The sequence below is a fragment of the Nocardia ninae NBRC 108245 genome, assembly GCF_007990755.1.
GTDB classification, from domain to species: domain Bacteria; phylum Actinomycetota; class Actinomycetes; order Mycobacteriales; family Mycobacteriaceae; genus Nocardia; species Nocardia ninae.
The window spans coordinates 1-15,821 of record NZ_BJXA01000127.1 but is presented as its reverse complement, the minus strand read 5'-3'; the positions used below and the strand labels follow the sequence as shown (position 1 = coordinate 15,821).

The 15,821-nt window shown below is 66.7% G+C and carries 16 protein-coding genes; 12 read left to right on the top strand and 4 right to left on the bottom strand.

Annotation, left to right across the window (positions count from 1 at the left end; translation table 11 throughout):
* From NN4_RS42465 to NN4_RS42450, 5 genes are all read left to right on the top strand, one after another.
* The coding region (locus NN4_RS42465) for a choline/carnitine O-acyltransferase (RefSeq protein ID WP_147143539.1) at positions 1-388 on the top strand (388 nt) is incomplete at its 5' end.
* Positions 389-552: 164 nt separating this feature from the next.
* Positions 553-834 carry a phosphoribosyl-ATP diphosphatase gene (locus NN4_RS42460; RefSeq protein WP_186818896.1) on the top strand — a complete coding sequence of 94 codons (282 nt, stop codon included), beginning with the start codon at positions 553-555 and terminating at the stop codon, positions 832-834.
* 48 nt (positions 835-882) lie between these two features.
* Positions 883-1,734 (top strand): ATP phosphoribosyltransferase, encoded by an 852-nt coding sequence (hisG, locus tag NN4_RS42455; RefSeq protein WP_147143537.1) that lies wholly within the window; start codon positions 883-885, stop codon positions 1,732-1,734.
* A 126-nt stretch (positions 1,735-1,860) separates the two neighbouring features.
* Positions 1,861-1,995: a hypothetical protein gene (locus tag NN4_RS46730; RefSeq protein WP_281289473.1), complete on the top strand. Its 135-nt coding sequence runs from the start codon at positions 1,861-1,863 to the stop codon at positions 1,993-1,995.
* On the top strand, positions 1,995-3,197 hold the full coding sequence (locus tag NN4_RS42450) for a YeiH family protein (RefSeq protein WP_246181413.1): 1,203 nt from the start codon (positions 1,995-1,997) through the stop codon (positions 3,195-3,197). Before NN4_RS46730 ends, NN4_RS42450 begins: the two co-directional genes overlap by 1 nt.
* A 105-nt stretch (positions 3,198-3,302) precedes the next feature.
* On the opposite strand, the gene NN4_RS42445 is transcribed toward NN4_RS42450, so the two are convergent.
* The gene (locus NN4_RS42445; protein ID WP_147143535.1) at positions 3,303-4,214 is read right to left on the bottom strand and encodes a RecB family exonuclease; all 912 of its coding nucleotides are present in this window, start codon (positions 4,212-4,214) and stop codon (positions 3,303-3,305) included.
* A 68-nt stretch (positions 4,215-4,282) separates the two neighbouring features.
* On the opposite strand from NN4_RS42445, the gene NN4_RS42440 reads away from it, so the two are divergent.
* Entirely contained in the window at positions 4,283-5,116 is an 834-nt protein-coding gene (locus NN4_RS42440; protein ID WP_135231829.1) for a tRNA (adenine-N1)-methyltransferase, read from the top strand.
* Between the two features lie 58 nt (positions 5,117-5,174).
* Here the strand turns inward: NN4_RS42440 and NN4_RS42435 are convergent, their stop codons facing one another.
* Positions 5,175-5,684, bottom strand: coding sequence for a WKL family lipoprotein (locus tag NN4_RS42435; RefSeq protein WP_147143533.1), 510 nt, complete (start codon positions 5,682-5,684; stop codon positions 5,175-5,177).
* Positions 5,685-5,863: 179 nt separating this feature from the next.
* Here NN4_RS42435 and arc point away from each other — a divergent pair, with 179 nt between their 5' ends.
* The 5 genes from arc to NN4_RS42410 all read left to right on the top strand — a co-directional run bounded on the left by arc (position 5,864) and on the right by NN4_RS42410 (position 13,974).
* On the top strand, positions 5,864-7,624 hold the full coding sequence (gene arc, locus NN4_RS42430) for a proteasome ATPase (RefSeq protein WP_107660637.1): 1,761 nt from the start codon (positions 5,864-5,866) through the stop codon (positions 7,622-7,624).
* A 353-nt stretch (positions 7,625-7,977) separates the two neighbouring features.
* A complete protein-coding gene (locus NN4_RS42425) occupies positions 7,978-9,237 on the top strand; it encodes a carboxylesterase/lipase family protein (RefSeq protein WP_147143530.1) in 1,260 nt (419 codons plus the stop codon).
* Between the two features lie 212 nt (positions 9,238-9,449).
* A complete protein-coding gene (locus NN4_RS42420) occupies positions 9,450-10,967 on the top strand; it encodes an ArnT family glycosyltransferase (RefSeq protein ID WP_147143528.1) in 1,518 nt (505 codons plus the stop codon).
* 86 nt (positions 10,968-11,053) lie between these two features.
* Complete coding sequence (locus NN4_RS42415) at positions 11,054-11,797, top strand: class I SAM-dependent DNA methyltransferase (RefSeq protein WP_147143526.1); 744 nt, start codon at positions 11,054-11,056, stop codon at positions 11,795-11,797.
* A gap of 431 nt (positions 11,798-12,228) precedes the next feature.
* A complete protein-coding gene (locus tag NN4_RS42410) occupies positions 12,229-13,974 on the top strand; it encodes a CocE/NonD family hydrolase (protein WP_147143542.1) in 1,746 nt (581 codons plus the stop codon).
* A 146-nt stretch (positions 13,975-14,120) separates the two neighbouring features.
* On the opposite strand, the gene aac(6') is transcribed toward NN4_RS42410, so the two are convergent.
* Positions 14,121-14,693, bottom strand: a complete 573-nt coding sequence (gene aac(6') / locus NN4_RS47090) for an aminoglycoside 6'-N-acetyltransferase (protein ID WP_344318546.1) — start codon at positions 14,691-14,693, stop codon at positions 14,121-14,123.
* 12 nt (positions 14,694-14,705) lie between these two features.
* On the opposite strand from aac(6'), the gene NN4_RS42400 reads away from it, so the two are divergent.
* Entirely contained in the window at positions 14,706-15,080 is a 375-nt protein-coding gene (locus NN4_RS42400) for a hypothetical protein (RefSeq protein WP_147143524.1), read from the top strand.
* Between the two features lie 189 nt (positions 15,081-15,269).
* Here NN4_RS42400 and NN4_RS42395 read toward each other — a convergent pair.
* Positions 15,270-15,821, bottom strand: a 552-nt coding sequence (locus NN4_RS42395) for a peptidylprolyl isomerase (protein ID WP_147143522.1), incomplete at its 5' end; no start/stop codon positions are given.

Genomic DNA, 15,821 nt, shown 5'->3' with positions numbered 1-15,821 from the left:
CACCGCGGCCGCCGCGCACGTCGCCCGCGCCAAGGAGTGTCAGGCGGGCGCCGCACCCGAACAGCATCTGTGGGAACTGCAGTGGATCCAGCGCCGCCGCGGCGCCGAGCTCGGCGTCACCGAGCCGATTCCGCTCTACGACAGCCCCGGTTGGCTGATCATGCGCGACGACTACCTGAGCACCAGCTCGGCGCCGTCGGTCAATATCCGCTACTTCGGTTTCGGCTCGACCAGCCCCCGCTGCATCGGCGTCGCCTACGTCCTGCTGCCGGACCGCTGGAATCTCTACCTGGCCACCCCGACCACGGTCGCCGACGAGATGCACGCCTTCGCCGACCACCTCCGCACTGCGGTGGCCGACCTGGAGGCCCTGCTCGCGGCGAGCTGATCCGACGACGATCCGCATCCGGTCACCCGACCGGATGCGGTATCGGGCGGCGGCGGTCTGTGATCAATACGAGCGTCGGCTGCCCCGAGATCGGCGGTCCAGGTCGCCGCGCCGAGGCTCGCCGAAAGCTGGGACGGGCCGGAGCAACGGTCCCGCACACCGGTCTGAAACAATGGCTCATCGTGAAGAACTTCGAAACCCTGTTCGCCGAGCTGCAGGATCGTGCGGTCAACCGCCCCGAGGGGTCCGGAACCGTGGCCGCGCTGGACGCCGGCGTGCATAGCCAGGGTAAGAAGGTGCTCGAGGAGGCCGGCGAGGTGTGGCTGGCCGCCGAGCACGAGAGCGACGAGTCGCTCGCCGAGGAGATCTCGCAGCTGCTGTACTGGGTGCAGGTGCTGATGGTGGGTCGTGGATTGAAGCTCGAAGACGTGTACCGACATCTGTGACGGGTGCGTCTTACTCCGTAGTTTCTCCTCCCGAAAGGACTTCCTGCCATGCTGCGCGTCGCAGTCCCCAATAAAGGCGCCCTGTCCGAAGCCGCCACCGCCATCCTGGTCGAGGCCGGCTACCGCAGGCGCACCGATCCGCGCGATCTCACCGTGCTCGACCCGGCCAACCAGGTCGAATTCTTCTTCCTGCGGCCCAAGGACATCGCCATCTACGTCGGCTCCGGTGAGCTCGACCTCGGCATCACCGGTCGCGATCTGGCGCTCGACTCCGGCGCCCCGGTCAGCGAACGGATCGGTCTCGGCTTCGGCCGCTCCAGCTTCCGCTACGCCGCGCCGGCCGGAAAGGCGTGGCAGGTCGAGGACCTCTACGACAAGCGCATCGCCACCTCCTACCCGAACCTGGTGCTCAACGATCTGCAGCGCCGCGGTATCGAGGCCGAGGTGATCCGGCTGGACGGCGCGGTGGAGATCTCCATCCAGCTCGGCGTCGCCGACGCCATCGCCGATGTGGTCGGCTCCGGGCGCACCCTGCGCCAGCACAACCTGGTCGCCTTCGGTGAGTCGCTGTGCGACTCCGAGGGCGTGCTGATCGAACGCAGCGGCTCCGATCAGCAGGAACGGGCCCGCAACCAGCTCATCGCGCGGATCCAGGGCGTCGTGTTCGGCCAGCAGTACATCATGCTGGACTACGACTGCCCGAAGGAACTGCTCGAGCAGGCGGTCAAGATCACGCCGGGGCTCGAGTCGCCGACGGTGTCCCCGCTGGCCGACGACAACTGGGTTGCGATCCGCGCCATGGTGCCGCGCAAGCAGGGCAACGAGGTGATGGACCAGCTCGCCGAACTCGGCGCGAAAGCCATCCTGGCCTTCGACATTCGCTCCTGCCGAGCCTTCTGAGTCGGATTATCGCCGTCTGCTTTGTCTGGTATGTGTGAATAATTCACGCTGAACGCAACCGGTGCGCCTGGTGGCCGGGTGTTGCTACCGTGCGGCCTCTCGATGAGGAACGCAAGGAGCACACCCGTGTCACAGAGATCGCCCGAGCAACGTTCGGGAAGCGCATTCGCCTGGAGCGAGGACTGGCTGGCGGCGATCGTCGGGCTGACGCTGATCGCGTTGGTTCTGGTCGGCGCGATTCCGGATTGGCTGGTGCCGTGATGCCGAATCCTGAAGCGCACGAAGGCAATCCGGCCGAAGGCGGTGTCGCGACCGAGTCGGTTGCCGAAAGCGCCGATGCTTTCGGGTCGGTGAAGTCCGAAACTGCGGCGTTGCAAGCAGTTTCGCGTCCGACGGTCGGGGCGATCGTGGCGGGGATCGCAGTCGTCGTCGTGCTCGGCGCGCTGACCCGCTACTTCGATACGCACGTCCCGCAGTGGGCGGCGGATACTCCGTTCAAGCGAGTGGCCAAGTCGATCGAGTTCCCGGTGTACGCCATCGCGATCGGCCTGCTCGGCAATGTCATCCTCATCAAACTGGCGCTGCGCGACCGGCTTTCGGCCGGTTTCCGCACCGAGTTCTTCATCAAGACCGGCGTGGTGCTGCTCGGCGCCTCGATCAACCTGAAGATCCTGGTGACCGCGGCGGGCCCGTCGATCCTGCAGGCGCTGCTGTTGATCACCGCGGTGTTCGGGTTCACCTGGTGGCTGGGCGGGCGACTCGGGCTCGACGACAAGCTGCGGGCGCTGCTGGCCTCGGCCGTGTCCATCTGCGGCGTCAGCGCGGCCATCGCGGCGGCCGGTGCGGTGCAGGCCAAGCGGGAGCAGATCGCCTACGCGGCGTCGCTGGTGATCATCTTCGCGCTGCCGTCGATCTTCGTATTGCCCTGGCTCGCCGAGGTTCTCGGGCTGTCCGACGCGGTCGCGGGCGCCTGGATCGGCGGCAATATCGATACCACCGCGGCGGTCGCCGCCTCGGGTGCCATCGCGGGGGAGAAGGCGCTGCAGATCGCCACCATCGTGAAGACCACGCAGAACGCGCTGATCGGGATCGTCGCGATCGCATTGACCGCGTACTTCACCCTGAAGGTGGAGCGCACGGCCGGTGCGGTGCGGCCCTCGGCGCGGCAGTTCTGGGAGCGGTTCCCGAAGTTCGTGCTCGGTTTCATCGCGGCGTCGGTGATCGGGACGCTGTATCTGCAGTCGGTCGACAAGAAGGTCGGTGCCGCACACATCGCCGTCATCAACGATCTGCGCACCTGGTTCCTGATCCTCGCCTTCGTCTCCATCGGGCTGGAGTTCTCGCTGCGCGGACTGCGCGAGGCGGGCTGGCGTCCGATCGTCGTGTTCGGCTCCGCCGTCGTGGTGAATCTGGCTGTCGGCCTGGGCCTTTCGGTGCTGCTGTTCCGCAACTTCACCCTCTGACCCGCAGCCGCGCACGAAATCGCCCGTCGCGCCCGAGATTGCGGGCGGTCTCGTGCGCGGGGTGGAGCCCTGTGCGGCGGGCCGAGATCGACAGGGCGTCGGCTGCTACTCGGCGACGGCGTCCGCCAACGTCTCGTCCGGCGACTCCGTCGTCCCATCGGTGGGCCAACCCGGGTAGGGCGGCGGTGTCCCACCGAATTCGGGGCAGAGCGGCTTGTAGTCGCAGTACGCGCAGAGCCACCCGCGGTTCGGCTGGAAATCTCCGGTGCGCCCGGCGTCGAGGATCGCCTCCCACAGCGCGGAGAGCGTGCGTTCGAAGCGCAGCAGTTCCTCCTCGTCGGGCGCGTAGGTGAGGATCTGTTCGTCGGCAAGGTAGATCAGGCGCAGCTGGGTGGGCACGATGCCGCGGGTGCGCAGCACGACCAGGGCGTAGAACTTCAGCTGGAACAGCGCCCTGGTCTCCTGGGTGGGCCCGGGGGCGCGGCCGGTCTTGTAGTCGACCACCCGCAGCTGTCCCGTCGGCGCGACGTCGATCCGATCCACGAAGCCGCGCAACAGAACTCCGTCGTCGAGCTCGACCTCCACCCGCGCCTCCCTGGACTCCGGGTCGAAGCGGGTCGGATCCTCCAAGCGGTAGTACGTCTGCACCAACGCGCGCACCTCGCCGAGGAAGCCGTCGAGCTCGGCATCGGTGATCAACTCGGTCACCTCGGGCCACTCGGCCGCCACCCGCGCCCAGGTGGGCACGATCAGGCTCTCGGCCCGCACCGGCTGCCGCTGCGCCGCGGGCAGGCCGTACAGGTCCTCCAGCACCGCGTGCACCATCGTGCCGCGCAGCGCGTTCCTGCTCGGCGGTTCGGGGATCCGGTCGATCGCCCGGAACCGGTACTTCAGCGGGCACTGCTTGAAATCCATTGCCCGCGAAGGCGACAGCGCGGGCCGCGACCGGCTCGCCGCCGCACCGGGATCGGACGCCGCAGCGCCGTCGGTAGGGGGCGTGGTCGCGGGCGAGCTCATACCTGGCAGGCTATCCGGCGGCACCGACACGCAGGTGCGCGACTATTCGCCAGCACGAACGGAGATTCATGACGGCCAGACGGACCGGTCCCTTCACCCTCGGTGACCGGGTACAGCTGACCGATGCCAAGGGGCGCCTTTACACGGTGGTCTTGGAGGAGGGCAAGGAGTTCCACACCCATCGCGGCGGCATCAAGCACGACAGCCTGATCGGCGCCGACGAGGGTTCGGTGGTGAACTCCACCAACGGCACCCCGTATCTGGCCTTGCGCCCGTTGCTGATCGACTACGTGTTGTCGATGCCGCGCGGTGCCGCGGTGATCTACCCGAAGGACGCCGCGCAGATCGTGCACGAGGGCGACATGTTCCCCGGCGCGCGGGTGCTGGAGGCAGGCGCCGGCTCCGGCGCGCTGACGTGTTCGCTGTTGCGCGCCGTCGGGCCGCAGGGCGAGGTGATTTCCTACGAAATTCGCCAGGATCATGCTGACCATGCCATCCGCAACGTCGAAACCTTCTACGGCGAACGTCCGGCTAACTGGTCGCTGACGGTGGGGGACGTCGCCGACTTCGCGGGCGAACCGGTGGATCGGGCGGTGCTCGACATGCTCGCGCCGTGGGACGCGCTGCCCGCGGTATCCAAGGCGCTCGTTCCCGGCGGCGTGCTGATTATCTATGTGGCGACGGTGACGCAGCTGTCGAAAGTCGTGGAGGCGCTGCGCGAACAAGAATGCTGGACCGAACCCCGCTCCTGGGAGTCGATCGTGCGCGGCTGGCATGTGGTCGGCCTCGCGGTGCGCCCCGAACACCGGATGCAGGGCCATACGGCCTTCCTGGTGAGCGCACGCAAGCTCGCCGAGGGCACGGTGACCCCCAAGCCGCAGCGCAGGCCGTCCAAGGGCTGACAGCGCGGCTGACGCGGCCGAGGGTGCCCGCACAGCACCCTCGGCCGGCTGCGGCGGATCAGGCGGGCACGCAGGGGGCTTGCGCGAAGCCGAGCATCAGGCAGCCGCTGGCGTCCGAGAGCTTCCAGGTACCGCCGACGTTCTCCCAGCTGAGGGGCATCGGGGGCAGGGCGCCGTGCGGCGAGGTGATGGTCACCTGCGCGGTGGCGGTGTTGCCCTGTGTTGTGATATCGGCCACTGCGTAGGTCAGTGTGTAGCCTGCCAGGCCTTTGTTCATCTGATCGATGTTCGCCGTGCGCTTTTCGCCGTCGACGATGAGCTTGGTCTTCTCCGCGGTGGGTACCGCGGGATCGGACAATTTGACGAGCACCGCTTGCAGCGTCTCGGGTGTCGGCGCCGCCGCGTTCCCGGTCGCCGCGGCGCTGCTCGAGGCCACAACGCTGGAGGAAGAGACTTTGGCATCGGATTTGTTGTCATCAGAACTACACCCCGCGAGCCCGACCGTAACGGCGAGCGCGGCAGTAGCGGTAGCAACAGAAACGCGGAGAATCCTGGCGGGAAGGAGCATATTCAGCAACCTTTCGGCTCGGTCGGCGAGCGGGCTCACCGAGTGCGGGTTAGGGCAGGCTAACATGGACATCCGGCTGTCGATCGCAGCCCAGATGTGATCACGACGAAACCATGTCGGACAGCGAGAACGGTTCGCGCCCGGTAGCGTTGATAGACCGGGACTGGGAGGAGCAGCACATGAGCCCCATCGAGAATTCGGATTCGGCGGCCTGGAGAGAGCTCGAGGCGGTACGCGCCGAAGCGGCTGCGCTCCGTAGGCAACTCGCCGATTCGCCGGATCGTGCACGGGAATTGGAAGCCCGCATCGATTCGCTGACGATTCGCAACACCAAGCTGATGGACACCCTCAAAGAGGCGCGCCAGCAGCTGATCGCCCTGCGTGAGGAAGTCGATCGGCTCGGCCAGCCGCCGAGTGGATACGGAATTCTGATCGGTGTGTACGACGATCAGACCGTAGACGTGTTCACCTCGGGCCGGAAGATGCGGTTGACGTGTTCACCGAACATCGAGACCTCGACCCTCGAATACGGTCAAACCGTCCGCCTCAACGAGGCGCTCACGGTGGTCGAGGCCGGCATCTACGACGCGGTCGGCGAGATCGGCACCCTGCGGGAGATCCTCGACGACGGCCGCCGCGCCCTCGTGGTCGGTCATGCCGACGAGGAGCGGGTGGTCTGGCTGGCGGGTCCGCTGGCCAAGGTCGCCGAGTACGACGACATGGAGGATCCCGACTCCCCGATTCGCAAACTGCGCCCCGGTGACTCCCTCCTGGTCGACACCAAGGCAGGCTTCGCGTTCGAGCGCATCCCCAAGGCCGAGGTCGAAGACCTTGTGCTGGAAGAGGTTCCGGACGTCGACTACACCGATATCGGTGGCCTCGGCAGGCAGATCGAGCAGATCCGCGACGCGGTGGAGCTGCCCTTCCTGCACAAGGATCTGTTCCGCGAGTACGCGCTGCGCCCGCCCAAGGGTGTGCTGCTCTACGGTCCGCCCGGTTGCGGTAAGACGCTCATCGCCAAGGCGGTGGCGAACTCGCTGGCCAAGAAGATCGCCGAGGCGCGTGGTGAGGATGCCAAGGAAGCCAAGTCGTTCTTCCTGAACATCAAGGGTCCCGAGCTGCTCAACAAGTTCGTGGGCGAGACCGAGCGCCACATTCGGATCATCTTCCAGCGGGCCCGCGAGAAGGCGTCCGAGGGTACGCCGGTGATCGTGTTCTTCGACGAGATGGACTCGATCTTCCGCACCCGTGGTTCGGGCGTGTCCTCCGATGTGGAGACCACGGTCGTGCCGCAGCTGCTGTCGGAGATCGACGGTGTCGAGGGCCTCGAGAACGTCATCGTGATCGGTGCCTCCAACCGCGAGGACATGATCGACCCCGCGATCCTGCGGCCGGGCCGCCTGGACGTGAAGATCAAGATCGAGCGGCCGGACGCGGAGTCGGCACAGGACATCTTCTCGAAGTACCTGACCGAGACGCTGCCCCTGCACGCCGACGATCTCGCCGAGTTCGGCGGCGACAAGGCCCTGTGCGTCCGCGCGATGATCGAACGGGTCGTCGACCGGATGTACGCCGAGAGCGAGGACAACCGCTTCCTGGAGGTCACCTACGCCAACGGTGACAAGGAAGTCCTGTACTTCAAGGACTTCAACTCCGGCGCCATGATCCAGAACATCGTGGACCGCTCCAAGAAGTACGCCATCAAGGCCGTCCTCGACACCGGCAACCCCGGCCTGCGCATCCAGCATCTCTACGATTCGATCCAGGACGAGTTCTCCGAGAACGAGGACCTGCCCAACACCACGAATCCCGATGACTGGGCCCGCATCTCGGGTAAGAAGGGCGAGCGGATCGTCTACATCCGCACGTTGGTCACCGGTAAGAACGCCAGCGCGAGCAGGGCGATCGACACCGAGTCCAATACGGGTCAGTACCTGTAAGTTTCAGTGCCGAAGGCCGCGCTTCCGTTGGGAGCGCGGCCTTTTGGTGTCTTCTGGTGAAATCGACCGCGTCTGGCCGAGCTGCACTGGGCGTGGGGTCGATGGCGCTCGTCAAATCCCGCTGAGCTCGCCACTTTCGAGTAGCCGCCGGTGGGTGCTGCTCCGCCATTGCCCGGTGGGCGGGAATCTTCATGATCAACGGGACATGATGGTCGTTGAACTCGGCGTGTCGCCGCCACTATGTCCCGTCGACCATGGCGGAATCCGTTTCTACGGCGTGGGGGAGTGGCGGATTTCGGTGTGGTGGGGGCGCTGGGCGGCTGGAAGGCGGGATCGGGGGCAGACTCGGGGGTATGAGTAGTGAGAGCAACTTGTCGACCGTTGTCGAGACGACCGCGGGGGCGGTGCGTGGGGTTGTCGAGGGGGCGGTGACGGTTTATCGGGGTATTCCGTACGCGCGGGCTGTGCGGTTCGGGAGGCCGGAACCGGTGGCGCCGTGGGCGGGGGAGCGGGATGCGACCGAATTCGGTCCGGCGGCACCGCAATTGGCTTCGCGGCTGGAGCGGGTGATGGGGTCGTTCGAGGTGGCGCAGGCGGAGGATTGTCTGTCGTTGAATGTGTGGGCGCCGCCGGGGGATGGCCATCCGGTGCTCGTGTTTCTGCACGGCGGTGGGTTCTCCAGTGGGGCGGGCAGTCTCGGGTGGTACGACGGGGGTGAGGTGGCGGCGCTGGGGGACGTTGTCGTGGTGACGATCAACTATCGGCTGGGGGCGCTCGGGTTCCTGCGGTTGCCGGGGGTGAGTGCGGGCAATCTGGGGCTGCGCGATCAGATCGCGGCGCTGACGTGGGTGCGGGAGAATATCGCCGCTTTTGGCGGTGATCCGGCACGGGTGACGGCCTCTGGTCAGTCGGCGGGTGCGATTTCGCTGGTGGCGATGTTGTCGGGGAACCAGGCGGAGGGGCTGTTTCAGCAGGCCATCTTGCAGAGTCCGCCGCTCGGGATGCTGCCTGCTACGCCGGAGGCGGCCGAGCGGGTCAGTGCGAAGTTGTTGCGGGAGTTGGGGGTCGAGGCGGAGCAGCTCGGTGAGGTGCCGGTGGCGGCGTTGCTGGCGGCGCAGTCGGCGGTGGCGAAGGGGGGCGAGGGACAGGTGGTGCCGCCGTTCCAGTTGGTGGCGGATGGGGAGTTGGTTGCCTCGGATCTGGCGCGTGCGGTGGGCGAGCGTGATGTGCGGATGCTGATGGGCACGACGCGAGATGAGGTGGCGGCGTTCTTCTCCGACGACTGGGACGCGGTTGCGCAGGTTTCCGAGCAGATCTTCGGCGGGCCGACCCGGGAGTTGAGCGAGTCGCTGAACGCGGGTGGCGTTGCGGCCTGGTTGTTCGAGTTCGAGTGGCAGCCGGCGGGCAGTCCGTTCCGCGCGTGCCACTGCCTCGAGTTGCCGTTCGTGCTCGGTAGCGCGGCGGCTTGGCAGGATGCGCCGATGCTGCAAGGGGAGCGCCCGCAGTCGCTGGTCGACCAGATGCGTGGCAGTTGGATCGCTTTCGTCCGGGACGGCGATCCGGGGTGGGAGCGCGGCCGGACCCGGCACTTCGCTGACCGGGCGGGTGACTGAGCGCTCGTATTAGGATTTGGCCGTGCACGCCATCGATCGAGAGGTCAAGTGCGAAGCCGACGCACCGGGGAGGTCGCCCCGGTGCTGATCCTTCCGCAACGCGATCGACGGTGTGGCCGGGCGGGTGATCCGGGAGCCGGATTTCGATAAGGACCGGTATCAGGCACGCATGTGCCGGTTGTTCGATGCGGCGATGTGAAAGGCGGGGGAAGATGACTGACACAACCCAAGTGCGGCAACCGGATACGGTGGAAGAGCAACGGCCGTTCGCGCTTGCGGGGGTGGGCGCCATCGCCGTGGTCTCGGCGATCGCCCTGCTGTCCTCGGCCGGCCAGTACGGATTCTTCGGCGACGAGCTGTATTTTATCTCCGCCGGCCGCAGGCTCTCCTTCGGTTACGCGGACCAGGGTCCGCTGGTGCCCGCGATCGCCCGGCTGATGGACCTGCTCGCGCCGGGATCGCTGGTGGCGCAGCGTATTCCGGCGCTGCTGGTCACGGTGGCGGCGGTGGTCATCAGTGCGCAGATAGCCAGGGAGTTCGGCGGAAGGCACCGCGCCCAGATCCTGACCGCAATCGCCTATGCGACTTCACCATTACTGCTGGTGCAGGGAACCCAATTGGCCACCAACACCATTGACGCCGCGCTCTGGGTGTTGATCAGCTGGCTGCTCGTCCGCTGGGTGCGCACGCGGCGCGACTCGCTGCTGCTGTGTGCGTCGCTGGCCACCGCCCTGGATATGCAGGTCAAATGGTTGATCCCGTTCTTCTGGGTCGCGGTCGCGATCGGCGTGCTGTGCTACGGCCCGCGCGATCTGCTCCGCCGTCCCGCACTGTGGGCGGGTGCGGCGCTGGTGGTGCTGATGACATTGCCGAGCCTGATCTGGCAGGCCGGTCACGGCTGGCCGCAACTACGGCTCGGCGCGGTGATCGCCGCCGAACAGGCCACCGTCGGCGGCCGCTACACCTGGTTGCCGCTGGCCGTTGTCTCCGCCGGAGTCCTCGGCGCCCTGCTGCTGATCTACGGCATCGTGACGCTCTTCCGCTGGGGACCGTTGCGCCGGTATCGGTTTCTCGCTCCGCTGCCGCTGCTGCTTGCCGTGGTCTTCATCGCCACCGACGGCAGGCCGTATTACGCGGCGGGCTGTTACGCCGTGATCTTCGCCGCGGGCGCGGTCCGCTGGGCTGAGCACATGGGTCGCCTGCGCACGATCGTCACTCTCGTGCTGGTCGTCGTATCCGTTGCCCTCGTGGTCTTTACCCTGCCGTGGCGACCCGAATCCGATTACACACCGGCCGAGAACGAGGCCCAAGCCGGGCTGTCGATCACCGTGTACGGCAGGTTCGGCTGGCCGGAACTCGCCGCCGCCACCGCGGCCGCCTACCGATCCCTGCCCGAGGCCGACCGCGCCGCCACGGTCATCATCACCGACTCCTACTGGCAGGCAAGCGCACTCGACGTATTCCGCGCCGAATACGACCTCCCCGCCGCCTACAGCCCCAACCGCGGTTTCGGCTACTTCGGCACCCCACCCGACTCCGCAACCACCATCCTCTGGGTGGGCGATGAGGCCGCCGACGTCCGCCCCCTCTTCGCCTCGGTAACCCCCATCGGCCGCGCCGACACACCCCTAGGCTTCCCCGGCGCCACCCGCGACGTCACCATCTGGCGCTGCGACGGTCCCCGCGCCCCCTGGTCCCAAACCTGGCCCGACCTACTCCGCTTGGACTGAGCGCAGGCGCGGATCGCACGATCGCGGACCGGCAAGAGGCAGAAAACAAGTCGCGGCGGGTCGCTCGTCTCTGCGACCCTTCGATCATGGTCGACAAGGTGTTCACCGATATCCGGCTCGCCGCGCTGTACGACAGCTTCAGCCCGGAGGACGCGCGCGACGACTTTCGGTTCTACCTGCCGTTGGTCATGGCGGCACCGTCGGTCCTGGACCTGGGCTGCGGAACGGGAGCACTCCTGCACAAAGCCCGCGCGGACGGCCATACCGGCCGGCTGTGCGGAGTGGACCCCGCGCCGGGCATGCTCGAAGTGGCTCGGAAGCACGACGATATCGAGTGGGTCCTCGGTGACGCGAGCACGCTGCGCGGCCGGGACGATCGGTTCGATCTGGTGGTGATGACCGGGCACGCGTTCCAAGTGCTGGTCGGTGACGACGAACTTCGGTCCACGCTGGCCGTGATCGCCGCGACACTGACCGGCACCGGTCGTTTCGTCTTCGAAACCCGCAATCCTCTTGCGCGGGAATGGGAGACGTGGCATCAGCGATATTCGGGCGAAGTCTCGGACGAGACGGGTGCGGTGGTGCGATGCGTTTGTCACGTCACCGAACCGGTCGGCGGTGACCTCGTCTCCTTCACCCACACCTTCACCAGCGACCAGTGGCCCCAGCCCGAGATCAGCTACAGCACGCTCCGTTTCCTCGACGCGCCCAGCCTCTCGGCCTTTCTGTCCGCCGCGGGCTTGGTCGTGGCCGAACAGTTCGGCGACTGGGATCGCAGCTCCCTGACGCCGACCAGCCCGGAGATCATCACTGTCGCCTGCCGCGCATGAGGACTTTCGTGTGCGTCTGTTGACTTGTCAGCAAAGTCTATGCCGGGCAGGCCTGGGAAAGGCTGTGTGGCAACGAAATTCACGCGGCTGGCGACCTTCCGTCGCGGAAATGCATTCGTCGGACGTTTGGTACTGGATCTTGATAGCATCGGCTCGACGGAGGCGTTCTCACTGTTGAGGGGCACGCGTCGAGTGTCCGGTCGGCGCCTCACGGGAGGTGTATCCGGTTGTCCGGTCACGGTATTGGCGTCGGGCGGTTGCTGACCGCGCTGGTGTGCGTCGGGGTTTTGGTCGGGGGGTGTACGCCGGGCTCGGACACCGATGATGCGGCGAGTACGCAGACGGGGGCGCCGGGGCAGGCGGGGGCCTGGCCGCCGAACACAGGGCGAGGAAAATGCGCGGTGGACAAGGAAACCGACGTGCCGGGGGCGATGCGGGACGGGACGATCTTGCGGGCGGATGTGTATCGTCCGCAGACCAGCGATCCGGTGCCGGTGATCCTGATGCGCACGCAGTACGGGAAATCCTTTGCGCAAGTGAGTTCTTCGCGCTATCAGACGCCGGACTGGTTCGCCTCACACTGCTATCTGGTGGTGATTCAGGACATTCGCGGCGTCGGGAAGTCGGACGGGACGTTCACCGAGTTCGACAACGACCTGCGCGACGGGTACGACAGCGTCGAGTGGGCGGCCCAATTGCCCGGGACGAACGGCAAAGTGGGCATGTACGGGTCGTCGTATATCGGTGCGACGCAGTGGCTCGCCGCGGTCGAGACGCCGCCGCACCTGGCCGCCATCGTGCCCGCCAACACCTCGTCGGACTACTACGACGGCTGGACCTATGAAGGCGGGCAGTTCCGGCTCGGCTTCGTGGAACCGTGGGCGGTGAGCACGATCGGCCTCGCCGCCGCCGAGCATCGCCGCGACACCGCGGCGATCGAGCAGATCCGCGCGGCCATGGACAATGCCACCCAGTGGATGAATTTCCGTCCGTACAAGGACTTTCCGCCGTTGCAGCCGGGCAATCCGGCGGTCGCGCCCTGGTATTTCGACTGGATCCGCAACTCGACCTACAACGACTACTGGAAGAAGTGGAGCATCCGCGAGCGCTACCAGAACGTGAAGGTGCCGGTGCTGAACATGGAGGGCTGGTACGACTCGTTCCTGGCCGGCGGCATCGAGAACTTCACCGGCATGGTCGACAAGGGCGGGACGCCGGAGGCGCGACAGAACCAGCGCCTGGTGATCGGCCCGTGGGACCACCTCGGGTGGGGGCGCCCGACCTCGGCGGTCGCGCCGCTGCTCGATCAGCTCGGACCGGTGGGCAACAGCCCGATCAACGAGCTGATGTTGGCCTGGTACGACCACTTCCTCAAGGGCGTGGACAACGGCGTCGCGGGCAAGCCGCGGGTCGACTACTACGTGATGGGCGCCAACCGGTGGAAGTCGGCGCCGAGCTGGCCGCTGCCGCAAACCCAGTGGAAGACTTACTATTTCAGCGGTGACGGTGAGAACGGCTCGTCCGGTCGCACCGGCAAACTGGTCGAGCAGGCCCCGACCGCACCCGCCGAAGGCGACCGCTACCTCTACGACCCGACCGATCCGGCCCCGAGTGTGGGCGGCCATTCCTGCTGCGGTGTCGGCAATACGCCGCAGGGACCGTTCGACCAGGCCGCGGTGGAGCAGCGGACCGACGTGCTCACCTACGACACCGCCCCGCTGGGCACCGACACCGAGATCACCGGCCCGATCACGGTGAAATTGTGGGCCTCCTCGACCGCGCCGGACACCGATTTCGTTGCGCGCCTGGAGGTTCTCGCTCCGGACGGCTCCGCGGTGAACCTGAACAACGGCATCATCCGCGCCGCCTTCCGCGACTCACTCACCAATCCGACGCCGATCGTGCCGGGCCAGCCCTACGAGTTCACCATCAAGATCTGGCCGACCAGCTACCAATTCAAAGCAGGCGACCGTATCCGCGTCGCCATCTCCAGCAGCGACTACCCCCAGTACGCGCCGAATCCGAACACCGGTGAACCCTTCGGCGAAAGCACCCGCACCGAACTGGCCACCCAGACAATCTATAAGGACCCCCAACATCCGTCGTCGGTGATCGTCCCGATCATCCCCGCAGGCAACGACGGCGCCACCACCTTCCCCCTCACCCCGAACAAGTAGCGGCGAGTGGCACGGACCTCTCCGGCCCCGTGCCACTCGACCGCTGGATACGGCAATGGCGGCGTCCGAGGACGCCGCCATCGCCGAGGGGTGCTGTCCGGTCGACCCCTAGATCGAAGCAGGGGCTATCAGCCCTTTCGCCGTGGTCACAGCATCTTCCGGTAGTACACGACACGTTCCCGTTCTTCGAAGCCCAACGCGGCGTGCATGTTCTGCCCCTCGGCATTGCTCAGCAGCGCATCCGAGCCGAATTCCGTGCAGCCGTTCTCGCGACCCCATGCTTCCATCACCTCGCACAGTGCCCGGGCTACGCCGCTACTGCGGTGGCTGGGGATCACGAAGAGTCCTTCGAGGAACGCAACCGGTGACGTGTCACACCCGTTGACGTAGTCATGGCGCAGTGTGACTTCACCGAAGCCGACTGCGGTGCCGCGCTCGTCGCGTGCGAGAAATGCTGCCGCGTCGCGGGGTTCCGTCGTATTGCTCGCCGATCTCGGAGCGATGCTCGGCAACAGAGCCGTCCGGCCATAGTTGCGCGCGCAGGATGGCCAACTCGTCCAGATCGTCCGCGCCACAGGGATGTATCCGCATGCCCGCACCGTATTCCCGGTCGATGGTTGGCTCAACGGATTTTTGATGATGTGGCACTGAAATCGTAGGTCGGGCACGGCACTGCACCCACCCGCTGATCGGCGAGTCGGAGATCCCGACGGGCGCATACGATTGTGCCGGTGGGAGACGAAGCAGAGATGGCGAGCCGCGTCGCGGACGAAATCGCGAAGATTCACAGCGGTCAGTTGGTCGAGCGGCTGAAGGGCTACCTCGTTCGCCCGCGCGTCTGCATGCTCGACTGGGACTACGGGGACCGGCATCCCGAATTCCAGGAGCTGCGTTATCCCGGGTTCATCGTGGCCGAGTTTCTCGAGTCCGGGACGGGCATCGCGTACTCCGAGTATGGCTTCGGGGCACCATATGTGTGGGGCCTTGTCGGGCTCGAACATCCTAGATTCGGGATGGACTCGGGTTGGTTCGCGACACTCGAAGCCGCGTTCCGCGAGTCGATGGCGTGGAGCGAGCCGCCGCCGCCCGGCTATGAAGTGGACTGAGCCTTGCGCAGCGGGGTCCTGTCCCTATCAGCGGTCCGTCGACGTCACCAGGACCCGGCGTCACCACCTTCCCGCTGACTCCGCACAAGTAGCGGCGAGTGGCACCTTTCGGCCGTCCGGGCCAGGTGCCCCTCGACCTCTGGATACGGCAATGGCGGCGTCCGAGGACGCCGCCATTGCCGAGGGGTCTTACTTCTTGAAGGTTTCGACCTTGTTGAGGACGACGTCGTCGCGCGGGGCGCCGTCGGGGCCGCCGTCCCGAGTACCCAGGGCGGCGACGGACTGGAGGACGTCCAGGCCGCCGGTGATGCGCCCGAACGGGGTGTAGTTCGGGGGCAGCTGGCTGTCCCGGTAGACCAGGAAGAACTGGCTGCCGTTGGTGTTCGGGCCTGCGTTGGCCATGGCGACGGTGCCTGCCGGATAGGTGGCGCCTGCCAGGTTCTCGTCCGGGATCTGGTAGCCGGGGCCGCCGGTGCCGGTGGCCGTCGGGTCACCGCACTGCAGCACGTAGATGCCGTCGGTGGTGATCCGGTGGCACTTGGTGTGGTTGAAGTACTGCTCGTTGGACAGGAAGGCGAACGAGTTGACCGTCTGCGGCGCGGCCGGATCGAGGTCGATCTGGATTGCCCCGCAGGTGGTGTCGAGCGTCGCGGCGTAGCTGGCGCCGGGCTCGGTGGCCGGGCCGGGCGCCGGGGAGGTGCGCGCGGTCACGGCGCCTTCCGCGGGCGCATTGCACTGGGC

What these genes read in the sequence shown, in the direction of transcription:
- NN4_RS42425 (WP_147143530.1), top strand. Translation starts at nt 7,978, where the DNA reads ATGAGTAGTGAGAGCAACTTGTCGACCGTTGTCGAGACGACCGCGGGG.
- NN4_RS42450 (WP_246181413.1), top strand. Translation starts at nt 1,995, where the DNA reads ATGCCGAATCCTGAAGCGCACGAAGGCAATCCGGCCGAAGGCGGTGTC.
- hisG (WP_147143537.1), top strand. Translation starts at nt 883, where the DNA reads ATGCTGCGCGTCGCAGTCCCCAATAAAGGCGCCCTGTCCGAAGCCGCC.
- arc (WP_107660637.1), top strand. Translation starts at nt 5,864, where the DNA reads ATGAGCCCCATCGAGAATTCGGATTCGGCGGCCTGGAGAGAGCTCGAG.
- NN4_RS42420 (WP_147143528.1), top strand. Translation starts at nt 9,450, where the DNA reads ATGACTGACACAACCCAAGTGCGGCAACCGGATACGGTGGAAGAGCAA.
- NN4_RS42435 (WP_147143533.1), bottom strand. Translation starts at nt 5,684, where the DNA reads ATGCTCCTTCCCGCCAGGATTCTCCGCGTTTCTGTTGCTACCGCTACT.
- NN4_RS42445 (WP_147143535.1), bottom strand. Translation starts at nt 4,214, where the DNA reads ATGAGCTCGCCCGCGACCACGCCCCCTACCGACGGCGCTGCGGCGTCC.
- NN4_RS42415 (WP_147143526.1), top strand. Translation starts at nt 11,054, where the DNA reads ATGGTCGACAAGGTGTTCACCGATATCCGGCTCGCCGCGCTGTACGAC.
- NN4_RS42440 (WP_135231829.1), top strand. Translation starts at nt 4,283, where the DNA reads ATGACGGCCAGACGGACCGGTCCCTTCACCCTCGGTGACCGGGTACAG.
- NN4_RS42410 (WP_147143542.1), top strand. Translation starts at nt 12,229, where the DNA reads ATGCGGGACGGGACGATCTTGCGGGCGGATGTGTATCGTCCGCAGACC.